The sequence below is a fragment of the Embleya sp. NPDC005575 genome (genome assembly GCF_040605455.1).
Taxonomy (GTDB): Bacteria; Actinomycetota; Actinomycetes; order Streptomycetales; family Streptomycetaceae; genus Embleya.
In genome coordinates, this window is the sequence record NZ_JBEXCV010000026.1 from 20744 (window position 1) to 41407 (window position 20664).

Sequence of the window (20664 nt, forward strand, 5' to 3'; positions counted from 1 at the left end):
ACGATGGTCCGGTGGCCCGCGTAGCGTCGCCTTCATCGCGGCCGACTACACCGGAACCACCGCATCCGCCTCCCCCAAGGACACCCGCATGATCGTGTTCGCGCACCTCAGTGACACCCACCTCGACGGCGGCCCGCGCGCGGCCGAGCGCACTCGGGCGGTCATGGCCCACCTGAACGGGCTCCCCCACGACCTGGCCGCGGTGCTGGTCACCGGCGACATCGTGGACAACGGCCTGCCCGCCGAATACGAGGAGGCGCGGGCGCTGCTCGCGTCCCGGCACCCGGTGCTGATCCTGCCCGGCAACCACGACGTACGCGGGCCCTTTCGCGCGGGACTGTTCGACGAGCCCGAAGGCGACGAGCCGATCAACCGGGTGCACCACACGGCCGACGGCGCGGTGTTCGCGCTGTGCGACTCGTCCATCCCGGGCCGCGCGGACGGCCTGCTGGCCGACGAGACACTGTCCTGGTTGACCGACGTCCTGGACGAAACCCCGTCCACCACGCCGGTATTCGTGGCCTTCCACCACCCGCCGGTGGAGTTGGGCAGTCCGGGGATCGACCGGATCCGCCAGTTCGGCGCCGAGCGGCTGGCCGACGTCATCGCCCACCGGTCCAACGTGGCGGGCCTGCTGTGCGGGCACGCGCACACCCCGGCGGCCACCACGTTCGCCGGCAAGCCGCTGATCGTGGCGCCCGGTGTGGTGTCCACGATCAATCTGCCGTGGGAACGGGCCGACGACGACGCCCCGTTCATCGACTCGAAGCTGCCGCCCGCGCTGGCGTTCCACCGGCTCGACGACGAGGGTCGGCTGACCACACACTTCCGCACGGTGGTCTGATCGCCCGATAGCGTGCCGCGGGTACGCCAACGGAGCGAAGGGGGCTGCCGATGTTCGGACGACGCCGGCTGAGCCTGCGGCCCGGCGACGTGTACCTGCTGTGCACCGACGGCGTCGCCGAACAGATCGACTACCACCCGCTCGGCGCCCTGTTGGCCGCTCCCGACGCGCCCACCGAGATCGTCGCCCGGCTACTCGCCGCGACCCTGGAGGCGGGCGGGCACGACAACGCGACCGCGATCGTATTGTGCGTGGATCGCCGCGAGGATCAGCCTGCCGACGGCTCGTCGACCTGAGCGTCGACCGGCACGTGCTCGCGTTGCTCCGCCAGGTGGGCGAGCAGGAGCGCAGCGGCTTCGCGTGGTCGCTCGACCGAGGGCAGGTGGCCGGCCCAGGGCAGTTCGAGGTGCCGCGCGTTCGGCAGCGACCCTGCCGACTCGGCGGCGATCGCGCGGAAGTCCGCGAGGTCGTGCGCGCCGGAGACGACCAGGCACGGCGCGGTGATCGCGGACAGGTCGACGTCGACGTTCGGCACGCCCGGGGCCGGTATCGGGCCGGCGGCGAGCCGTTGGTCGAAGACGTCGCGCTGCATCACACCCACCTGATAGCGGGTCAGCGCGTCCGCCGCGGGGCCCAGCCGGGTGTCCAGCACGAGTTCCACCGCCCCGGCCACGTCGCCGGCCGCCAGGAGCGCCCGCTCGCGCGCCTCGATCGCGCGCAGCGCCGGGGACGGGATGTGGCCCGGGCGGCCGGCGCACAGCAGCGCGAGCGAGTCGACCCGATCCGGTCGGCGGGCGGCGACCTCCAGGGCCACCGTGCCGCCGTGGCACGCGCCGACCAGGGCCGCGCGCCCGATCCCGAGCGCGTCGAGCAGGTCGAGCACGTCGTCCGCGTCGCGCCGCGGGTCGGTCGCGGGCGGCGTGCGTCCGAAGCCGGACAGGTCCGGCCGCACGACCCGGTATCCGGCGTCGATCAGCACGGACCACTGGGGATCCCACATCCGCCGGTCGCAGACCGACGAGTGCAGCAACACCACGACCGGCCCGGTGCCATCCTTGTCATGCGCAAGCGTCATGCCGCCGACTCTAGGGCGTGTCGCCGATGTGCCCGACCGGGACAAGCGGTTCCCGGCCGGCGCGCGGATGCCTTCCACCTCCGGATTTCCCGGCTTCGCGGTGCTTCGTGCGAGGATTTCCGGACGTGCGGTAGCCCCCACCGAGCGAAGGATGAGCGCGATGCGCGACGACAAGATCAGCGAATACCTGGACCGCCTCGCCGACCGGGTACCGGCGCCGGGGGGCGGTGCGGCCGCCGCGCTGCACGCGGCACAGGCGGCCGCGCTGCTGGGTATGGTCGCGCGGTACACCACCGGCGACAAGTACGCCGAGCATGCCTCCTCGATCGCCCAGGTGGTCGCGCTCACCGACGAACTGCGGGGTGTGGCACTGCGGTTGGCCGAGGAGGACGCGGCCGCCTTCACCGCGGTGACCGAGGCGTACACACTGGCCCGGGACACCGACGAGGCCAAGGCCGTGCGCTCGGCCACGATCGCCGCCGCGCTGGTCGGTGCGGCCAAGCCGCCCGCCGAGGTGGTCGCGCTGGCCGCCGCGTGCGTCGAACTGGCCGAAAAGCTGCTGCCGATCGGCAATCCCAACGTGATCACCGACGTGGCCGCGGCGGCCGAGGCGGCGCGGGCTGCGGCGACCACGGCGCGGGTGAACATCGAGATCAATCTCGGCGGGATCCGGGACGAGCAGGCCCGCACCGAGTTCACCGCGCAGGCCGCGCGGGTGGACGGCATCGCCGCGCGCGCCGATCAGGTCACCGCGGCCGTGCGCAAGGAGATCGTCCGATGACCGCGACCGTGCTCTCCGGCAGGGACCTTGCCGCCGCGATCCGCACGGAGACCGCGACCCGGGCGGCGCTGCTCGCCGAGGCGGGCTCCCCGGTCACCCTCGCGGTCGTGGTGGCCACCGCCGACGAGTCCACCGCGTGGTACGTGCGCTCGATCGCCGGGGCCGCCGCGAAGGTCGGCATCACCTGCGACGTGGTCGACCTGGGTGCGGACGCGACCGCGGAGGCGATCCGGGGCACGCTGGAGGCGCTCGGCGCGGACGACGGTGTGCACGGAATCATCCTGCAGACCCCGCTGCCGGACGGCGCGGCCCTGGAGGACCTGGCCGGCGCGATCGCCTTCGGCAAGGACGTGGACGGCGCCAACCCGCTCTCGCTCGGCCGACTGGCCGCCGGGCTGCCCGCGTTCGCACCGGCCACGGCCGAGGCGGTGGTGGCGATCCTGGATCACCACGGCGTCGAACTCGCCGGCCGGCACGTCGCGATGGTCGGCCGCTCGATGGTGGTCGGCAAGCCCGCCGCGCACCTGCTCCTGGACCGCAACGCCACAGTCACCATCTGCCACTCGCGGACCAAGGACCTGGCCGGGCTGACCTCGACTGCGGACGTGGTGGTCGCCGCGGTCGGCCGGCCCGGGCTGATCACCGCCGAACACGTCGCACCCGGCGCGGTCGTGGTCGACGTGGGCACCAACCCCACCGCCGACGACGGCCTGGTCGGCGATGTGGACGCGGCCTCCGTGGCACCGGTGGCCGGCGCGCTCACCCCCGTGCCGGGCGGGGTGGGACCGGTGACGACGGCGCTGCTGCTGAGCCACACGGTGCGCGCGGCGGCATCGCCCTGAGCCTGGGGCCCTGGGCCCTGGGTTCGCGCCCGACCTGCGGCCGGGGGTCCTCAGGCTCCGGACGGGTCGATCACGCAAGTCGACACCGTCCCGATCAAAAGGTCTATGCCAATAGTGTCATCTCGGAGTAACTCCGGGAGACCGGCCGGCCGCGCCCTCCGCACCGGGCCGCCCGGCGGCCCGAGGACGTACCGTGAAGAGGTGAGCACCAACGATCCGGGCGGCCCCGGTGGAGGGGGCGCCACTCCGTCCGGGCCGGTTCCGTCCCAGCGCCGTCGACGCAAGCGCTACTTCGTGATGATGGGCATCTGCCTGCTGCTGTTCCTGCTGGCCGGCACGGTGGTCTACCGCTGGTCGTTCCCGGCCGCCGTGGCCATGACGGTCGTCGCGATGGCGATCCCGCCGTTCGCGGCGATCGTGGCCAATCGGCGCGAGCCCGGCGACCGCTGGTGGGACGAGTAGCGCCTGCGAGCACGGGATCTTCCGGTCGGCGGTCGTGCGGTCACGGATTCGTCCCGACGCGGTGACGGTCGCCGGGATCGCGAACCACGGCAACCGCCCGACCCGTCCCAGCCGTTGACCCGCGATCACGCGGGCAGGGGGGAAGGGGGCCGAGATGCCCATCGATCCGGGTATGCGGGCGGCACGGCAGGCTCAGGCGTTCCGGAACGACGTCAACCGGCGGGTCTTGCGCGAGCAGGTGTCCGCCTACGACCGGTGGCGCCGGCGCGGCGGGCGTTCGGGCGCCGGCGGCGTGTTCATGCTGCTGCTGGTGATCGGCGCGGTGGTCCTCGCCGCGAAGTACCCCGACCAGGCACACGACTTGGTCGACCGGGCCCGACCGGTCCTGGACCTGGCGCTCGGCTCGATCGACGACCTACGCTGACCCGACCGAGCGCGACGCCGGCGACGGCGCAAGGGCGCGCCGTGCGGGCCCGGTTCGAGGGAAGTCGGACAACCGGGCAGTAGGGTCGGTGCCCGAGCGACGGGTGCCGTGCGGCCGTCGAGTGTGGCGTCGGGCCATGGGGCCGTCGGGCCAGGAGAGGACGTCGTCATGGGACCAGTCATCGCGGTCACCGGAGCGAGCGGGCAGATCGGCGGCCGGGTCGCCCGCCGGCTCGCGGAAGCCGGCATGGCACAGCGCCTGGTGGGCCGGGACACGTCCCGGCTGCCCGAGTTCGACGGTGCGGTCAAGGCTCCGCCGGCGTCGTACGGCGACGGGGCGGCGGTACGGCGGGCCCTGGAGGGGGCGGACACGCTGTTCCTGGTCTCGGCCCACGAGAGCGCCGATCGGGTCCGTGAGCACATCACCGCCGTGGACGCGGCGGTCGCGGTCGGCGTCCGGCGGATCGTCTACGTGTCCTTCCAGAGTGCGGCGCCGGACGCGACCTTCACGTTCGCGCGCGACCACTGGCACACCGAGCAGCACATCCGGGACACCGGGCTGCGCCACACGTTCCTGCGCGACAGCCTGTACCTGGCCGTGCTGCCCGCCATGGTCGGCGCCGACGGGGCCATTCGCGGTCCGGGCGGGCAGGGGCGGGTCGCGGCGGTGGCGCACGACGACATCGCGGACGCGGCGGCGGCCGTACTGCTCGGCGGCGACGCGCACGACCACCTCACCTACGACCTCACCGGCCCCGAGGCGATCACCCTCGCGGAGGCGGCGGCCGTGCTGACCCGCTTCACCGGGCGACTGATCGAGTACGTCGCGGAGTCCCGGGACGAGGCGTACGCCTCCCGCGCGCAGTACAACGCGCCGGCCTGGGAGATGGCGGGCTGGGTGACCTCGTACGAGGCGATCGCCACGGGCGAGATGGCCAAGGTCTCCACCGCGATCCCGATGCTCACCGGCCGGCCCGCGCAGAACCTGCCCGGCTACCTGACCACCCACCCGCAGGCGTGGGAGCACCTCAAGGCGTAGCGCCCGACGGCACCCGACGCGGACCGGCCCGGTGGCTCCCCCGACCGGCCGTGCCCGGGTGCGGCCGGCACCGGGGCCGGGTCTGCTGGGGCTATGCACCCCAAACACCCGATCATCGAGCTGACCGAGCTGCTGATGCGCGAGACGGACCTGCCGCAGGATCGCGCGGGTGCCCTCGTGCAACGAATCTGGGACGCGGGCGTGGCCGAGGGCACCCGCCGGATGACGGAGGATCTCGCCGCCGCCAACCGGGAGAGCGCGGAACTGCGCCGCGCGCTCGACGACGAGTGACCGTGACCCGGGACGCCCTGCCGCGCGATGCCGAAGGCGTGGTGTCCCGGCTCGGGGGCCGGACCGGGACACCACGCCCGCCGGTGACGCGGGCGTCGCGCTACAGCGGCAGCGTGTTCGGGAGCGGGTTGACGGTGTTCAGGGTGTTCAGGCCGTCCGGGTAGACGACGCTCGGGACGCCGGCGACCCGGCCCCTGTTCGGGGTCGGCTCGTGCGCGTGGGCGGCGGATGCGCCGAAGGTCACGGCGAGGGCGGTGCCGGCCGCGGCGGCGGCGATGCGCTTGATCATGTCCCGCCCAACGAGATCACGGGCACTTGGTCACCGCGTCGTGCTCACCAGGACGGCCCGGTTCACCTGTTCGGCATTCGTAGCCCGCCGCGCACCGGGAACAGGAGCACCGACCCGGAGGAGGAATTCGGATGGCGGAGCACCGGAACCGGCCGGCCGGCGGCGTGGCCCGATGATCCACGACGGTCGGCTGCCGATGAGCCTGGCGTTCGCGTCGCTGCTGCTCACCTTCCTGGTGACGCGGACGATCACCCGACTGATCCGGGCCGGTCGGGGTCCTTTTCGCAACGTCAGCAGCGGCGGTGTGCACATCCATCATGTGGTGCCCGGCATCGTGCTCGCGCTGATCGGCGGCTTCCTCGCGGTCGGCACCGGCGAATACCTGGTCGCCCGGTCGGTCGCGGGTGTGGTGCTCGGGGTCGGCGCCGGGCTGGTGCTGGACGAGTTCGGGATGATCGTGCACTTGGCCGACGTGTACTGGACCGAGCAGGGGCGGATCTCGATCGAGGCCACCGTGTTGACCGTCGCCGCGGTCGGCTTGGCGGCGAGCGGGTTCGTGCCCTTCGACGCGACGCCGGAGGGCGACGCCATCGGCGATCGGGTGGCGTGGGTGGTCGTGTTGTTGCTCGACGTGGCGATGGCCGCGATCACCTTCGCCAAGGGCAAGGTCGGCACCGGCGTGATCGGCGTGTTCGTCCCGATCGTCAACATCGTCGCGGGGATCCGGCTGGCCCGACCCGGTTCGCCGTGGGCCCGGCGGTACTACCACGACAAGCCCCACAAGCTGCGTCGCGCCACCGCGCGGGCGGACCGCCGCGATGCCCGCTGGAAGCCGATCCGCCGCCGCTTCGAGGACACCATCGCGGGCCCACTGGTGGCCGCGCCCATGCCCGTGACACCGAGGCCCGAACCACGGGGGCGACGCGAGGTCGACGGCGCGCGACACACCTGGCGCCGAGTGGGGGCCGGCGCCGGGTGACCGCGAGTCTGCGGCAGCCGGCCTTGGGCAGGGCGGGCGGCGTCGGCGATGACGAGGGCGTCGCGCCGGCGTCGAGCACCGCGTCCCTCCCGGGATGCTCGTTTCTCCCGGCGTCACGCCCGCGCACCGCCGGCGCGCATTCACGTTACGCGGACCAACCACCCTTGGACGGTCGGGCGTTGCGCTCGGCCCGGTGGCGGTCGGGCCTCTCGTCAGCGGTCAACCGGTGCTCCGGGCCCGGTGACAGCACCCCCGGGCCATGCGTTCGGCAAGGAGTGCAGGTCATGCCGGGCTCGGAGGTCGGGAGCCTCGTTTCAGGGCCACGGAAAGCGTATGGGGCGGTGTCGTCCAGCCGGGCGGCCTCGCCGCTTACCGGCCCGGGGGCGGCTCCGTGGCTGCGGACGTGGCGGCTGGGTGTTGTCGCGCGGCCAGGACCGCGATGTCGTCCTCCGGCTTGTCGGTGATCATGCGCGCGATCAGCGTGTCCACCAGGCGCACCAGCGGCGTCGCGGCGGACAGCCCCACCCGGGTCAGCCGCTGGAGCGATTCGCCGATGTCCTCGCCCCGGCGCTCGATCAGGCCGTCGGTGTACATCACCAGGACCCGCTCGGGTTCGCTGCGCCGGCGCACCGAGGTGTAGCCGCCGAACCCGGTGCCCAGCGGTGGTCCCACGGGGACGTCGACGAGTTCGGCCGCGTCGCCCGGGCCGACGAGCAGCGGCGGCAGGTGGCCGGCGCTGGCGAAGGTGACCGTGCCCGCGGCCGGGTCGACCTGGACCAGCAGGCAGCTGGCCACCCGTTCGATGCCCGCCTTGGTACTGGTGCGGTCCACCGCCGCCAGGATCTCGTGCGGCTCCAGGTCGGAGCGCGCCTGCACCCGCAGCAGCGCCCGGAACTGGCTCATCTCCACCGCGGCCTGCACGCCGTGTCCCATCACGTCGCCCACCGCGAGCAGCGTGCGACCGCCGCTGAGCGCGACCGCGTCGTACCAGTCGCCGCCCACCTCGACGCTGCTGCCTGCGGGTCGGTAGCGCGAGGCCAGCTCGATGTCCGGGTGCGGTGCGTCCGGGGCCGCCAGCAGCGCGTGCTGGAGGGCGAGCGCGATGTCGTGCTCGTGCGCGTAGCGGCGGGCGTTGTCCACGCTGAGCGCCCCGCGCCGGGCCAGGTCCCGGGCCAGCACCACGTCCTCGGTGGAGAACGACTGCGCCGTGCCGTGGCGGGCCAGGGTGACCATGCCGATCGCGCTGCCCCGGGCGACCAGCGGCAGGGCCACGATCGAATGCAGGCCGACCGAGCGGAAGATGTCGACCCGGTCGGGGCTGGACACCTCGCGGGCCAGTTCCTCGTCGCTCACCCGGTTGACCACCACCGGGCTGCGCTCGCTCAGGGCGCGCGGCACCATCGAGCCCTGTTGGTAGTCCACGTTCTCGCCGGGCCGGCGCAGGATCGCGGCCTGCTCGGCCATCCCCGGCCGGTGCGAGAGCGCGGCGCGCCACATCCGGACCATGTCCTGCGGCGCGTGCGGGGTGCCGTTGGCGCCCTCGACCGCGAACACGTCGACCGCCGCCACGTCGCCGAGCTCGGCGACGAAGAGTTCGGCCAGTTCCTCGCAGGTCTCCACCAGGTCGAGGGTGGTGCCGACCCGGGTCGCGGCCGCGTCCAGGAAGGACAGCCGACGGCGGGCCGTGTCCAGTTCCATCTGGGTGCGGTGGGACTCGGAGACCTCCAGGATGACGCCGGCCAGGCCGACCACCGCGCCGTCGTGCTCCAGGCGGTGGTAGGCGCCGTGCCACCAGCGGCGGTCCGGTGGGCCCGCGTGGGTGATCCCGGTGGAGGTGGCCTCGCGGGCCACGCCGTCGCGGAGCACCGCCCGCAGGGTCTCCTCCTGGGCGTCCACGTCCGGGAGCACCTGGCCGATGGTCCGGCCCAGGTGCTCCTCGGCGGGGAGGCCGTTCATCCGGGCCAGCGCCGGGTTGACGTAGAGGTAGCGCAGCCCGGGGCTCATCACCGCGACCGCGGCGCGCGTGCCGTCCAAAAGGCCCTGCAACACCGCGTACGCGCCGGCCTCGCGCGGGTCGGTGCCGTTCGCCCCGACCAGGCGTGCCACCGCACCGGTCACGGCGTCGACCTCCGGCACCGTCATCGGCGGGTCCGCATACTCGTCCAGCGCCACGCCTGTCCTCTCCAGCCCCGGGTCCCGCGAGGCGCCCGGCCCCCGAAAGCCGTCCTTCGGGTCCAGTCTGGGCCACGGCAACCCGAACGCGCGAGCGGCAGGCCGCAGGGCGTTACACCATCGTGGCCAGGATCTCCTCGACCATGGCCATCGTCGTACCCGGATGCAGGAACGCGAAGCGGGCCACCGTCTCACCCTCCCAACCGGTGGGTGTGACGAAACCGACCTGGCCGGCGAGCAGTCGGTGCGACCACTCCCGGTAGTCGTCGGCGCTCCACCCGGTGCGGCGGAACAGTACGGCGGACAGCTCCGGGTCGCGGATCAGTTCCAGGTGCGGGGTGGCGCGGATCAACTCCGCGCTGTCCCGGGCCAGGGTGAGCGCGGTCTCGATGGCCTCGGTGTACGCGTCGGTGCCGTGTACCGCGAGCGAGAACCACAGCGGCAGGCCGCGGGCCCGACGGGTGAGGTGGTAGGCGTAGTCGGTCGGGTTCCACTCCTCGGGCGCGTCGGTGTGCAGGACGTCGAGGTAGGAGGCGTCCTGGGTGTGCACGCCGCGGGCCAAGCCCGGGTTGCGGTACACCAGCGCGGCGCAGTCGAACGGCGCGAACAGCCACTTGTGCGGGTCGACCACGAAGGAGTCGGCCAGTTCGATCCCGTCGTAGCGGGCCCGCACGCTGGGCGCGAGCAGCCCCGCGCCGCCGTAGGCACCGTCCACGTGGAACCACAGGTCGCGCTCGCGGGCGACCGCGCCGATGCCGGCCAGGTCGTCGATGATGCCCGCGTTGGTCGTGCCGGCGGTGGCGACCACGCCCACCACGTCGCCCGCGTCCGGATCGGCGGCCAGCGCGGCGCGCAGCGCCTCGCCGGTGAGGCGGTGGTCGGTGGTCTTCACCACGAGCGGTTCCATGCCGATGATGTGCAGCGTGTTGCCGATCGAGGAGTGCGCCTGGTCGCTGACCGCGATCCGCAGGCGGTCCCGGGCGGTGGCGCCGGTACGTCGCCGACCCATGTCCCGGGCGACCACGAGCGCGGACAGGTTGCCCGCCGAGCCGCCGCTGACGAAGCAGCCGCCGGCGCCCGCGGGCAGTCCGGCCAGGTCCGCGATCAGCCGCAGCACCTGGTTTTCGGCGGCCACCGCGCCGGCCGCCTCCAGCCAGGAGATGCCCTGGAGGGACGCGCATGAGACGACCATGTCGAACAGCAGCGCGGCCTTGGTCGGCGCGGCCGGGATGAAGGAGAGGAAGCGCGGGCTGTCGCAGGAGATGACCGCCGTCGCGAGTTGGTCGGCGTAGATCGACAGCACTTCGCCGGGGTCGTTGCCGTGCGCGCCGATCAGGCCGTCGAGCGCGCGGTCGAGCTTGTCCTTGCGCCCGGGGTGGTCCAGCGGCACCGGGTCCAGGGCGAGCCGCTCGCGCATGTAGTCGAAGACCAGGTCGGCGAGGGCGGGATCGTACCGGTGCATGCGCATGTGGGGACTCGGCAATCTCTCGGCGCGTTCGGGCGAGGCACTCGCGCAGCGTTTGGTGCCCGCGGGGGGGGCGTTTCCCGCGCGGGTGGCGTTCTCACGAAAGCCGGATGAGGGTGCCGGGTCGGTCTGCACCGGCAGCTCAAAGCCTACGTACGGGTGTGCGATCGGGCCAAGAGGTTGATCTTGCGCGCCGACGCCGATCTATTGCGTCTCCACTCCCTGCCAAGCCGTTCCGTTGCGCCTGACCAGCCGGGAAAGCACGACACAGCTCTTCGAGCGCACCACGAACGGCTCTGCGGCGATCCGCTCCAGGACCTCTTCGAAGTGTTGTACGTCGGCCGCGAGCAGGTGGATCACCGCGTCGGCGTCGCCCGTGACGGTGCTGGCGGAAACCACCTCGGGGAACTTCGCGAGCGCCTTGCCGATCTCGCTCGGCGAGGTGCGCCCGACGCAGTACAGCTCGACGAACGCCTCGGTGGTCCAGCCGAGCGCGGCGGGTTCGACGGACGCGGAGAAGCCGGTGATCACGCCGGCGGCCAGCAGCCGGTCCACCCGCCGCTTGACCGCGGACGCGGACAGCCCGACCCGGGTGCCGATCTCGGCGTAGGTCGAGCGCGCGTCGTCGATGAGCGCAGTGATGATCCGGCTGTCCAACGGGTCCAGCGCCATCGATCGGGTCTCCTGGGTACGGGTCCGGCGGGGCCGGGCGGAGGGGGCACAGTGACGGTAGCCCACCAGGGCTTCGGTACCCGATTCGCGCGCCCTCGCGCCGCGCGCCGCGCGGGCACCGGGCGATGCGGCGCGGCTTTCACGGCCGCCGACGGGCCCGGCGCCCGGTACTCGCCCGCGTGGTTGTCCCACGGTAAGTACCTTCCGTTGTCCGGGAGTTCACTTCACGGACGCACCGGTGCGCATTAATCGAGGTCGGACTCGCGGCTCGGCGACCCGTGCGCGCGGAAATCGGCCGGGCCGGCGGCGCGGTGCGGGGGTGCGCTGCGGTGCGATGTGGTGCACGCGAGAGCGACGACCCGGTCACCGACCCGGGCGTCCTGGTCGAGGTGATCCGCGCGGCCGGCGACAACCTCGGCGTCCCGGCGCGGCACAGCCCGTGGGCGCCCGCCCTGACCGACGTCTCGACCTGACCGAACCGGGACACGAGGCGGGCGAGTTGCCGATCTCGTCGAAGGGTCCGCGGGCCGCGCCGTACGCGATCGAGGAGGTGTGCGGGCTTCTGCGGCCGGCAGGTCGTGGCGAAGAAGGCCGAGCGCGGATTGTTGTCGTCCGCGCGGAATCCGGTCGACGGCGCACTGATCGGGACGAGGCTGCCGCGCGCTGGTGGGTCGGCCGGTGCCGGCCGGGCGGGGGTGGCCGGGCGGGGGTGGCCGCACCCGGGCCGGATGAGTTGACGGCGATTCAGGTGCCGATGGGTCGGCAACGGACAGCCGGTTCGATCGGCCCGGAACGGGTGGTGGTGTGGCGGCGGGGGACCGTCTGGCGTGAGGGGTCCGCTTCGTGGCGTGTACGGGCAGCTCCGCACGGGCCGCCCGCGCATAGCGTGAGGTGATCCTGGGCCCGCCGAACGCGGGCCGGGTCGGAGTACCAACAGAGGAGACGAGACGATGAGCATCAAGGTCGCAGTGATCTACCACGACACCACGGAGTGTGTTCGGGCGCTGGCCGACGCGGTGGCGGCGGTCGCCTGGAACACCGGCGCCGAGGTGCGGTTGCGCAGGCTGCCCGAGACGACTTCGGACCGGTCACCAACCGACGCCAAGGCGGATCCACCAGCGACGGCGCGGGATCTGACCTGGGCCGACGTCGTGGTGCTCGGTGCCCCGGCCCGGGACGGCGACGTCGTCGCACTGCTGCGCCGACTCGCCGACTCGGCCATCGGTGCGGCGACCGCGTCAGCCGCGCGCGAGATGCGGGACGAGTGGGAACGCCGCACCGAACAACAGGTGTTCGGTGTCTTTGTCACCACCCCCGTGCCCGGCACGCGGCACGGAGGGCTGATGCGCAGCTTCGGCATCGTCTACCGGCCCGCGTTCGGCGATGCGACGAACGAGCCGGAGCGCTCGGTCGCCACGCCCGCTCCCTCGCCCGAGCCTTCCGGCGGCGCCGACGACCCGGCGCTGCTTTCCTTCGACCTGGCCCGGACCCAGACCCGGCGCTGCGTCGAGATCGCGGCGGCATTGCGCGCGAAGCGGGCGTTGACGGTCTGAGCGCGCGGAGCGGCAGGGCGGGGGTTGCCGCGCGTTGAGTCGGATCGGGGGTCGGGGGTAGGCAGCTGCGCGGTCCCCGGAGCGGGAGGCGAAAGCCTCCCGCTCCGGGGACCGCAGGCCGGAGCGGGCACTCATGCGAGCCAGGGCGACCCGGCGGAACGTCGCACCGTGCGGCGCGGGTCCGGGGCCGGCACGCACACGGGTTCCGGGTGATCGCGGCAGTCACGGCGTGATCGGGACAACGCCAGTGGGTTGCCCATCCGGGTGGCCCTGCCGGTGTTCGGGGCTGCCACCAGCGACATCACCGGCTCCGAGCGGGTGCGGCGGATGGCCGTGGACATGGCCAATTCACGCGGAGTTCGCGATATCGGCGGGTGAAGTGGATCTTGCCGCGTGACCGGATGGTAGGTTTCCCCCGATTGTCAGCCGGTTCGACCGGATCCGGCCGCCTCATCGGGCCTGCCGGACGGCGGCCGTGATGCGAAACGAGTCCCGATGTCCGAGCACGGTACGCAGCATACGCGCGACGCCCGCCGCACGACGGTCCCCACGCCCCCTCCCCGCTCGAAGCGGCCCTGGCACCACCGGCGCCCCGAGGCCGCGTCCATGCCCTCGGCCGCCGCGATCCCACGGGGGCAGGTCAGGGGTATCGCGGTGATCGCCTGCGCCTTGGCCGTGCTGGCCACGTCCAGCGCGTGTGCGGGCGGCGACGACAAGAAGGCGCTTTCCCCGACCGCGGGCGCACGGGCGCCCGAGCAGTCGACACCTCCTGTCGCGCCCGGCACACCCGCGGCGTCGGCCTCCGCCCTCGCCTCGCCCGGCGCCACCCCGACGGGCTCGACGCTGAGGTCGTGCGCGCCCATCACCGCGACCGCGAAGCCGACCCGGGGCACGCTCACCAGGGACGACCTGCGCGCGGCCTCGACCAACCCTCTGCCGCTGACCGTTGACGAGGTCTTCGGCCTCCCCGAACTCTCGTACAAATACCCGGGCGGCACGCTGACTCGGACCTGCGTGAAGATCCTCGACAACTGCGCCCCGGTAGCCTCGGGCAAAGCGGCCGAGCTGATCGAGAAGTTGGGTTGCACCCGCGCGCTCGCGGCGCTGTACGTGGACAAGGCCAACAACGTCCAGACGACCGTCGGCGTGCTGGAGATGCCCACCGCGATCGCTGCGGCAATGCTCGCCGACAACGATGAGGGCTCGTACAAACAGGTCGTACAACCGACCAACCCGATCACCAAGACGTTCGAGGGCCCCGAGTACGGCTGGGTCAGCGAATCGCTGTACCGCTACTTCATCTACGAGATGACCGGTCGTATCGACGGCACGAACCGCACGCCGGCCGAGGTCGACAAGCACATCGCGGCGCAGAACGCCATCTATCACCTCGTGGGTGACTCCCTGGACCGCCGCTCGGCCGCGGTGGGGTCGTAGGCCCACGGCCGTCTCCGGCCGACGGCAGGCCCGGGCAAAGGCGCTGGAAACGGTGCGGGGGGCGGTGGGCACCGGTTCCAGCGCTTGTCGTGGTCGTGATGGTCGCCGAGGGATCGCGCGAGGCGAGTCGGCGGCGCCTGTGGTGGACCCGACAGAGCACCGAGCCGTTTCGGCCGGAACGCGGCGGCGAGCGGTTTCTCGATGGGCTCGCGCGGTTCCGCCGACCGGGTCGGATGTCGGGAGGGTCGAACCTAGGCGACCAGCGTCGGCGAGTCGGCGGGCCGGGCCGAGGTCGTGGGGTTCGCCGTCGCGCTTTGGGATTTCAGGGAGGCGCCCGGCAAGTCGCGGAAGGTGAGGGTCTGGGCGCGGAGCAGGTCCACGGCGGCGCGCGGCGACGAATCCTTGAGGCGCAGTTGTCGGGCGGCGCTGCTGCCTTCTTCCAACAACCGTCGCGCAACGCTCCGGACGAAGGCGAGGTCACCGGAGGCGACCAGGTCCGGCATCAGTTCCTCGATCAGTTGCCACACGACCACGCGCGCCGAATCGGTGGCCATCGTCGTGGGGTCGATCAACAGGCCTTCGAGGCCCGAGCGGGCGGCTCGCCAGGTCGCGGCACGCAACCATGCCTGGGAGTACCGTCGGGGTTGCTCGCCGTTCTCGGCCGCCCGAACGCCGCGTTGTACGAGGGCACGGAAGAGGAGGGCGATCAGGACGGAGGTGTCCACGTCGGGACAGGCGTCGCAGATGCGCATCTCGATCGTTGGTACGTGTGAGGACAGGCGCAGGTCCTGGTAATGCATGCCGAGGTCGAGGATCACTCCCGAGCGGACCATGCCCTCCAGCATGTCGTCGTACTCTCGGGCCGATTCGAAGCTGTCGGCCGGTCCCGCCGAGGGCCACCGCTGCCAGAGCATGTTGCGCCAACTCGCGTAACCGGTGTCGACACCGAGCCAGTAGGGGGAACTCGCCGACAGTGCCAGGAGCGTGGGCAGGTGCGGGGAGATCCAGGACATCGCCCGTGCGGCCACGTCGCGATCCTCCACGCCGACGTGCACGTGCAGTCCGCACACCACCTGCTCGTCCGCCACCAACGCGTAGTCGCGCTTGATCGCGGCGTAGCGATCACCTGCGGCCTGTGGCGAGTCCGTCAGTTCCATCAACGGCGCGGTCCCGGAGGCGATCACGGCGACCCCGATCTTCTCCGCGGCTTGCGCCAGGAGCGTGCGAGAGCGGATCAAGTCGGCGCGTAGGTCCGCGAGTTCGAGATGGGGTTCGCTGTTGGTCTCGATGGACGCTTCCTTGGCTTCGCCGGTGAAACCAACCGCGGGAAGTTCGGTGAGCAGTTCCGTACCGGCCGGGCTCAACCGCCCTGTCCGTCGGTCGACGATGTGAAACTCTTCTTCGACACCCACAGTCCGAATCGACATATGTCCCCTTGAGATGTGTATCGCGTCCGTTGTTGTGCGCGGCGCGTCCGATGGCGGCGCCGGATCGCATGCCCGTGGAACGGGACTGCTCGAATTCGGTGCGGCAACCGCCGAAGTGCGCACAAGCCTGTGCCGACGGTCCAAGGCGCCCGAAACCCATTGGCCTACAGGGCCGTTGGACAAGACTGCGACCCCGTGACCGTGCTGCCAAGTCCCATTGGCTCCAGGAACTCTTGCGCTCAGCGCGCCTGGTTCTGGGCCTCGATCGCACATGGTCGCGGAAACGGGCGACGAATCCCATTCGTCACCCCGCGCATGGGCCCGTTCACGCCGTGGGGCCGGCTGGTGCGCGATATGGCTATCGATCGCGGGCGCCGACGTCGAGGATGAGGCGACCGCGGGCAGGCCCGGGGCTCGGATCACCCTGCCGTGACCGAGACCGACCGTCGAGCCTGGTTCGTCGTGTCTCACGTCGTCCGGCGCGGGTCCGCAGGCGGCACGGGCGTCGCGAGGACCCCGCAGGACGCACGGGAGGCGCGAGCGGAAGAGTACGCGCCCGCCCGGCACTTCTCTCCCGTCAGTCGCCGCCGGGCCGTGGCGGTCAACCGCCGACAGCGAACCATGGAACGACGACCCCCGTCCAGAGCTCGGCGCCATCCGGCTCCCTCATGGGGTCGTGAGGGAACGGTAATGGGCCCTCCCCCTTGGCATTCGAGGCATCGGATCCCATGATCGACTTCGTGATCCGATACCTACGCACACACTCGGCCGTCGCTTTGGGCGCGGTGTCCCTGGCGCTGTACGGGCCTGTGTCCGCCGCGGCGGCCGACCCCGCTCCTCCGGCCGAGGCGCCACCGGCCAAGGTGGAGTTGGTACTCGACCTGTCCGGTTCGATGAAACAGAACGACGCCGGCGGACTGACCCGCCTGGAGGCCGCCAAACAGGCGGTGAACCGCATCATCGACGCGGCTCCGGCCAACGCCCGGGTGGGCATCCGCGTCTACGGCGCCACGTATCCCGGTGCGGACAAGCCCGCCGGCTGCGCCGACACCCAACTCCTGGTACCGGTCGCGGTGATGGGCGAGAGCGCCAAGACCGCGGCCAGGCAGCGGGTCGCCTCCCTGAACGCCGTGGGATTCACTCCCATCGGCAACGCCCTGCGCGCGGCCTCCGACGATCTCGGCACCCAGGGCGAGCGACACGTCATCCTCGTCTCCGACGGCGAGGACACCTGCGCGCCTCCGCAACCATGCGAGGTGGCCCGGGAGTTGAATGCGCGCGGCACGAAGTTGACAGTCGACACGGTCGGCTTCAACGTCTCCGGGGCGGCCCGGGAGCAACTCAAGTGCATCTCCACCGTCGGCAGTGGGGTCTACGCCGACGCGAACGACACCGACTCGCTGGTATCCAACATGTCCAGCCTCTTTCGGCGGGCCTGGACCCCCTACGACGCGTCCGGCCGACCCATCCGGGGCGCGACTACCAGCTGCGCGAACGCGCCGATGGTCGAGGACGGTCAATACCTCGACGCCTTCGTCACCAGTCGAGACCTGTGGTATCGCATTCGCAAGAACCCGGACCAGGATCTCGCCATCGGCGCCACCGCGATCTTCTCCGAACGCATGCGCGCGGGCGACGACCGGGAGAACTCGGCCTTTCTGACCCACCTGTTCATCCGCTCGGGTCCGGCGGACCAACCCCAGAGCTGGCTCCTGCAGGAGGGCGTCGCCTTGGAGGCGAACAACATCGTCACCACCGGCGCGGCCGGCGGGACGAACAGTTCCGCCCAAGCCCCGGACGGAATCGGCTGCCTGCGCATCTCGCACAACGCCGAAGTCGATCCGCAGCGCCGGATCCTGCTCGAACTCCTGATCAGCCACCCCAAGCGCCCCGGTGCGGCGAACGCCGCGAGCGATCCCGTGCCCGAGCGCTCGGAACCCGTTGCGAGCGGCGAGCCCTCCACAGCACCGGGCGCCGACACCCGCGCCCCGGTCCGCGCGTCCTCCGACGACGGCGGACCCGGGACCGCGACCACCATCACCCTGATCGCCGGCGCCGTGTTGCTGGGCGGCGCGCTCGGGTCGTTCCTGGCCGGTTCCCGGCGTGGGCAGAGGAGGCAGGCGTGAACAGCGTCATGCGCGTACGTGCGGCAGCGGCTGCGGTCGGCGCGGTCCTGGCCGTACCGGCCGTCGGCCTGGTGACCGCCACTCCCGCGGCGGCTGCCGACAACCCGAGCGGTTTCTCCTTCAACAGCGCCGGCGAGATCGGACCGGGAGTCCACCGCGAGAGCATGGTCGTGGGCGATTTTCTGTTCTGGCGCGTGTTCGTGCAGCCCGGTCAGAAGCTCTCGATCAAGGGGTCCGTCGACATTCCGGCCGACTTCCCGGACAAGCAGGGTCCCCGGTTCATCCTCAACCTCTACAACCCGCTGCGCGAGGCCATTCCGCTCTCGGACAACCCGACGAACCAGCTCGTGCCCGGCACCACACACTTCGAGGCCACCTCGGGTGCGTGGACCGTGGGAGACGGCAAGAAGTACGAGAACTTCGACGGCACCAGAGGCTCGTTCAAGGAGTTCAAGGACGACAAGTACGCGCTGCGCGGCTCCTATTACATCCAGATGTCCATCACGGGCGCCGAGGGACCCCAGCGCGGCATCGTGGTGCCGATCAAGCTGGAGGTGTCGGTCGAGGGCACCGTGGTGCAACGTCCGGATCAGCCGGCGGGACCCGAGGACGACCCTCGCCCGACGGACGGCGCGGTCCCCGAGGCACCGCCCTCGGGTGGGACGCGGACTCTCGCGAGCGGTACCGCGCCGCCGGTGGCCGGTGCGGGCGGCAACTCGTCCTCTGTGGCCTCCGATTGGAGTGTGCCGGCCGGCAGCGCGGTATTCGCCCTCCTGCTCGCGGCGGGCCTCGGCTACATGCTGCGTCGTCGGTTCGCCGGCACGGCGCCCATACCGGCCTCGCCATGGAGCGCGCACGTGTCGGCGGCCGCTCCGACGCCCCCGCCCACCGCGGCATCCCCGGCGCCGCTCGCCGGCCCCACGCGGTTCGAGCCCGTGTCGCCACCCGCCCGTCCGGTCGCGCAACCTCGGCCCGAACACCCCGACACAGCGCCGCCCTCGACGACATGGCGACCCGACGAAGCCACCTACGCCCCGGGCACGGCACCCGAATCGCACGAGGTGACCCAGGCGTTCGAAACGCCCCGACGCCCCGAGAACCCGCCTGGGGCCGCGCCGCGATCGCACTGAACCAAGAGCCAGGAGCTACGAGATACGAGCTACGACGACGCGTTTCGGGCCGCCGCGCCCGCGTGATGCCCCGGTGGTCGAAACCACCGGGGCATCGCGCGTTCGGTGGCGGCCGATCCACGGGACGGGCGAGGCGCCGGTATGCATCCGTGGTTTTGCAACGTTGCTGCAACCCCCCTCCGGCGTCTGGTGGAAGGTCGTCCGCTCGCGCAGACTGCCAAAACGCAGGTCGGCAACCTGGTGGCCGATGCCGCAGGAGACACGTGCCGTGCCCTGTGTACGGCCGCTCGGCGGCGAGGGGCCGTGCGGCGCGGGCTGCGCCGATCGGGCGGGACCGTGACCCGAGAATCGGGAAGGTCGATGATGGTGATGTCTCAGCGGATCACGGACCGCCGCTCCCTTGTCGGTTGCCTGCCCGAGGAGCACCCGTCGGCGCCGGTGCCCGCGGCGCGACCGTCTCGAATACGCGCCGTTTTCCCGCATCCCGCCCGCATGTACGACTACTACCTCGGAGGCAAGAACAACTTCGCGACCGATCGCGGCGCCGCCGAGGCCGTACTCGCCTTGGCGCCGGAAGTCCGCGCGATGGCCTTCGCCAATCGCGCCTTCCTGCGCCGCGCGGTGTCGTTCGCGACCGGGTTGGGGATCCGGCAATTCCTGGACATCGGGGTGGGTCTGCCGGCGGCCGGTGATACCTACGAGTGCGCGCTGCTCGGGACGAAGCAGGCGCGGGCGGTGTACGTCGACAAGGATCCGATGGTTCTCGCGCACGCCCGGGCGCTGTCCGACCGCCCCGGTCGGGTGTGCGTGGTCGACGGTGATCTGCGCAATCCCGGTGCCCTGTTGGAGCGGGCTGCCGGGCGAGGCGGGTTGGACTTCGACCGACCGGTGGCGGTGGTCCTGACCGCGGTCCTGCACTACCTGTCGGACGCCGACGACCCCTGGTCCGCGGTGGGTCGGGTGATGGCGGCGACCAAGCCGGGCAGCGTGCTGCTGCTCTCGCACGCCGCCGCCGATCTGCGCCCGGAGGCGGCCCGCACGACCGCCGCGATGTACCGGCAGGCGGCGGCCCCGCTGTTCCCGCGCACCGCTCGGGAGGTGGGCGCGCTGTTCACCGGACTGAATCCGGTCGAACCCGGTGTGACTCCGGTCGCGTCCTGGCGCGCGGACCGACTGCCGCGAGTCCATGCCGAGCGGCAGTGGATGTACGCAGGGGTCGGCGTCAAGCCGCCATCGGCGGGTCGGTGGCAGTGTTCGAGCAAGGCGCGTGGCATACCCGCCCCCCGGCGTTCGTGTCTGTAGCGGGGCCTCGGGCCGGCTCGGGATCGGTGCGCGGTCGGCGTTCGGGACGGACGCGGTAGAGCGCCGGTGGCGTACTACCGGCGCATTTACCGGACCGTGGTACCCGCGCCGTCCTTTCCCCGACGGGCGGCGGTCCGCGACGATGGGCACCGTTGCCCGGACGCGGTCGGATGGTCCGGAGCGACAAGGTGGTGCGGCGGGAACCCACGGGTACCCGGCCCAGTCGGGCTCCCGCCGGCCCGGTGAAGGAGACGCCGTCCAAGCCCCGGATGCATCGGGGATCTCCTGCCGTGGGCCCGACCACCCGGCGCGTGGTGCGATGTGGTGGGCGGCCCGCGACCTGATCGACCCCGTG

Annotated in this window: 20 protein-coding genes and 1 pseudogene; 15 read left to right on the forward strand and 6 right to left on the reverse strand. The window is 72.2% G+C overall.

Going from position 1 to position 20664, the window contains the following annotated elements; all coding sequences use genetic code 11:
- Positions 1 to 88 precede the first annotated feature (88 nt).
- Together ABZS54_RS11860 and ABZS54_RS11865 are read left to right on the forward strand one after the other, a co-directional pair.
- A complete protein-coding gene (locus ABZS54_RS11860) occupies positions 89 to 844 on the forward strand; it encodes a metallophosphoesterase (RefSeq protein WP_355533758.1) in 756 nt (251 codons plus the stop codon).
- A 50-nt stretch (positions 845 to 894) separates the two neighbouring features.
- On the forward strand, positions 895 to 1140 hold the full coding sequence (locus ABZS54_RS11865) for a hypothetical protein (RefSeq protein WP_355533760.1): 246 nt from the start codon (positions 895 to 897) through the stop codon (positions 1138 to 1140).
- Here ABZS54_RS11865 and ABZS54_RS11870 read toward each other — a convergent pair.
- A complete protein-coding gene (locus ABZS54_RS11870) occupies positions 1113 to 1919 on the reverse strand; it encodes an alpha/beta hydrolase (RefSeq protein ID WP_355533761.1) in 807 nt (268 codons plus the stop codon). The two genes, ABZS54_RS11865 and ABZS54_RS11870, sit on opposite strands and share 28 nt — an antisense overlap.
- 160 nt (positions 1920 to 2079) lie before the next feature.
- Between ABZS54_RS11870 and ABZS54_RS11875 the strand changes: the two genes are divergently transcribed.
- From ABZS54_RS11875 to ABZS54_RS11900, 6 genes and pseudogenes are all read left to right on the forward strand, one after another.
- Complete coding sequence (locus tag ABZS54_RS11875; protein WP_355533763.1) at positions 2080 to 2700, forward strand: cyclodeaminase/cyclohydrolase family protein; 621 nt, start codon at positions 2080 to 2082, stop codon at positions 2698 to 2700.
- Positions 2697 to 3542 (forward strand): bifunctional 5,10-methylenetetrahydrofolate dehydrogenase/5,10-methenyltetrahydrofolate cyclohydrolase, encoded by an 846-nt coding sequence (locus ABZS54_RS11880; protein WP_355533765.1) that lies wholly within the window; start codon positions 2697 to 2699, stop codon positions 3540 to 3542. Before ABZS54_RS11875 ends, ABZS54_RS11880 begins: the two co-directional genes overlap by 4 nt.
- A 273-nt stretch (positions 3543 to 3815) precedes the next feature.
- A pseudogene (locus tag ABZS54_RS11885) lies at positions 3816 to 4001 on the forward strand (DUF3099 domain-containing protein); the annotation flags it as partial.
- A gap of 157 nt (positions 4002 to 4158) precedes the next feature.
- Positions 4159 to 4428, forward strand: coding sequence for a hypothetical protein (locus ABZS54_RS11890; protein ID WP_355533767.1), 270 nt, complete (start codon positions 4159 to 4161; stop codon positions 4426 to 4428).
- A 168-nt stretch (positions 4429 to 4596) separates the two neighbouring features.
- Positions 4597 to 5466 (forward strand): NAD(P)H-binding protein, encoded by an 870-nt coding sequence (locus ABZS54_RS11895; RefSeq protein WP_355533769.1) that lies wholly within the window; start codon positions 4597 to 4599, stop codon positions 5464 to 5466.
- A gap of 93 nt (positions 5467 to 5559) precedes the next feature.
- On the forward strand, positions 5560 to 5757 hold the full coding sequence (locus tag ABZS54_RS11900; RefSeq protein WP_355533771.1) for a hypothetical protein: 198 nt from the start codon (positions 5560 to 5562) through the stop codon (positions 5755 to 5757).
- A gap of 100 nt (positions 5758 to 5857) precedes the next feature.
- Here ABZS54_RS11900 and ABZS54_RS11905 read toward each other — a convergent pair whose 3' ends face one another.
- Positions 5858 to 6046 (reverse strand): hypothetical protein, encoded by a 189-nt coding sequence (locus ABZS54_RS11905; RefSeq protein WP_355533773.1) that lies wholly within the window; start codon positions 6044 to 6046, stop codon positions 5858 to 5860.
- Positions 6047 to 6218: 172 nt separating this feature from the next.
- On the opposite strand from ABZS54_RS11905, the gene ABZS54_RS11910 reads away from it, so the two are divergent.
- Positions 6219 to 7025, forward strand: coding sequence for a hypothetical protein (locus ABZS54_RS11910; RefSeq protein WP_355533775.1), 807 nt, complete (start codon positions 6219 to 6221; stop codon positions 7023 to 7025).
- Positions 7026 to 7394: 369 nt separating this feature from the next.
- Here the strand turns inward: ABZS54_RS11910 and ABZS54_RS11915 are convergent, their stop codons facing one another.
- From ABZS54_RS11915 to ABZS54_RS11925, 3 genes are all read right to left on the reverse strand, one after another.
- Positions 7395 to 9197, reverse strand: a complete 1803-nt coding sequence (locus ABZS54_RS11915; RefSeq protein WP_355533777.1) for a SpoIIE family protein phosphatase — start codon at positions 9195 to 9197, stop codon at positions 7395 to 7397.
- Between the two features lie 112 nt (positions 9198 to 9309).
- Positions 9310 to 10665, reverse strand: a complete 1356-nt coding sequence (locus tag ABZS54_RS11920; protein ID WP_355533779.1) for a pyridoxal-dependent decarboxylase — start codon at positions 10663 to 10665, stop codon at positions 9310 to 9312.
- Between the two features lie 201 nt (positions 10666 to 10866).
- Entirely contained in the window at positions 10867 to 11334 is a 468-nt protein-coding gene (locus tag ABZS54_RS11925; protein WP_355533781.1) for an Lrp/AsnC family transcriptional regulator, read from the reverse strand.
- A 329-nt stretch (positions 11335 to 11663) separates the two neighbouring features.
- Between ABZS54_RS11925 and ABZS54_RS11930 the strand changes: the two genes are divergently transcribed.
- The 3 genes from ABZS54_RS11930 to ABZS54_RS11940 all read left to right on the forward strand — a co-directional run bounded on the left by ABZS54_RS11930 (position 11664) and on the right by ABZS54_RS11940 (position 14324).
- Entirely contained in the window at positions 11664 to 11807 is a 144-nt protein-coding gene (locus tag ABZS54_RS11930; protein ID WP_355533783.1) for a hypothetical protein, read from the forward strand.
- 477 nt (positions 11808 to 12284) lie between these two features.
- The gene (locus ABZS54_RS11935; RefSeq protein ID WP_355533785.1) at positions 12285 to 12887 is read left to right on the forward strand and encodes a hypothetical protein; all 603 of its coding nucleotides are present in this window, start codon (positions 12285 to 12287) and stop codon (positions 12885 to 12887) included.
- A gap of 654 nt (positions 12888 to 13541) precedes the next feature.
- The gene (locus tag ABZS54_RS11940) at positions 13542 to 14324 is read left to right on the forward strand and encodes a hypothetical protein (protein ID WP_355533787.1); all 783 of its coding nucleotides are present in this window, start codon (positions 13542 to 13544) and stop codon (positions 14322 to 14324) included.
- A 251-nt stretch (positions 14325 to 14575) separates the two neighbouring features.
- Here the strand turns inward: ABZS54_RS11940 and ABZS54_RS11945 are convergent, their stop codons facing one another.
- Positions 14576 to 16408, reverse strand: a complete 1833-nt coding sequence (locus ABZS54_RS11945; RefSeq protein WP_355533789.1) for a glutamate--cysteine ligase — start codon at positions 16406 to 16408, stop codon at positions 14576 to 14578.
- 71 nt (positions 16409 to 16479) lie between these two features.
- Between ABZS54_RS11945 and ABZS54_RS11950 the strand changes: the two genes are divergently transcribed.
- From ABZS54_RS11950 to ABZS54_RS11960, 3 genes are all read left to right on the forward strand, one after another.
- Entirely contained in the window at positions 16480 to 17877 is a 1398-nt protein-coding gene (locus ABZS54_RS11950) for a VWA domain-containing protein (protein WP_355533790.1), read from the forward strand.
- On the forward strand, positions 17874 to 19007 hold the full coding sequence (locus tag ABZS54_RS11955; protein ID WP_355533792.1) for a hypothetical protein: 1134 nt from the start codon (positions 17874 to 17876) through the stop codon (positions 19005 to 19007). Before ABZS54_RS11950 ends, ABZS54_RS11955 begins: the two co-directional genes overlap by 4 nt.
- Before the next feature lie 369 nt (positions 19008 to 19376).
- Positions 19377 to 20309, forward strand: a complete 933-nt coding sequence (locus ABZS54_RS11960) for an SAM-dependent methyltransferase (protein ID WP_355533840.1) — start codon at positions 19377 to 19379, stop codon at positions 20307 to 20309.
- The last annotated feature ends 355 nt before the right edge of the window (positions 20310 to 20664 follow it).

Coding starts and splice junctions, on each gene's coding strand:
- ABZS54_RS11890 (WP_355533767.1), top strand. CDS start 4,159: ATGCCCATCGATCCGGGTATGCGGGCGGCACGGCAGGCTCAGGCGTTC.
- ABZS54_RS11860 (WP_355533758.1), top strand. CDS start 89: ATGATCGTGTTCGCGCACCTCAGTGACACCCACCTCGACGGCGGCCCG.
- ABZS54_RS11865 (WP_355533760.1), top strand. CDS start 895: ATGTTCGGACGACGCCGGCTGAGCCTGCGGCCCGGCGACGTGTACCTG.
- ABZS54_RS11925 (WP_355533781.1), bottom strand. CDS start 11,334: ATGGCGCTGGACCCGTTGGACAGCCGGATCATCACTGCGCTCATCGAC.
- ABZS54_RS11875 (WP_355533763.1), top strand. CDS start 2,080: ATGCGCGACGACAAGATCAGCGAATACCTGGACCGCCTCGCCGACCGG.
- ABZS54_RS11920 (WP_355533779.1), bottom strand. CDS start 10,665: ATGCGCATGCACCGGTACGATCCCGCCCTCGCCGACCTGGTCTTCGAC.
- ABZS54_RS11910 (WP_355533775.1), top strand. CDS start 6,219: ATGATCCACGACGGTCGGCTGCCGATGAGCCTGGCGTTCGCGTCGCTG.
- ABZS54_RS11880 (WP_355533765.1), top strand. CDS start 2,697: ATGACCGCGACCGTGCTCTCCGGCAGGGACCTTGCCGCCGCGATCCGC.
- ABZS54_RS11945 (WP_355533789.1), bottom strand. CDS start 16,408: ATGGCGCCGAGCTCTGGACGGGGGTCGTCGTTCCATGGTTCGCTGTCG.
- ABZS54_RS11960 (WP_355533840.1), top strand. CDS start 19,377: ATGTCTCAGCGGATCACGGACCGCCGCTCCCTTGTCGGTTGCCTGCCC.
- ABZS54_RS11900 (WP_355533771.1), top strand. CDS start 5,560: ATGCACCCCAAACACCCGATCATCGAGCTGACCGAGCTGCTGATGCGC.
- ABZS54_RS11895 (WP_355533769.1), top strand. CDS start 4,597: ATGGGACCAGTCATCGCGGTCACCGGAGCGAGCGGGCAGATCGGCGGC.
- ABZS54_RS11905 (WP_355533773.1), bottom strand. CDS start 6,046: ATGATCAAGCGCATCGCCGCCGCCGCGGCCGGCACCGCCCTCGCCGTG.
- ABZS54_RS11935 (WP_355533785.1), top strand. CDS start 12,285: ATGAGCATCAAGGTCGCAGTGATCTACCACGACACCACGGAGTGTGTT.
- ABZS54_RS11950 (WP_355533790.1), top strand. CDS start 16,480: ATGATCGACTTCGTGATCCGATACCTACGCACACACTCGGCCGTCGCT.
- ABZS54_RS11870 (WP_355533761.1), bottom strand. CDS start 1,919: ATGACGCTTGCGCATGACAAGGATGGCACCGGGCCGGTCGTGGTGTTG.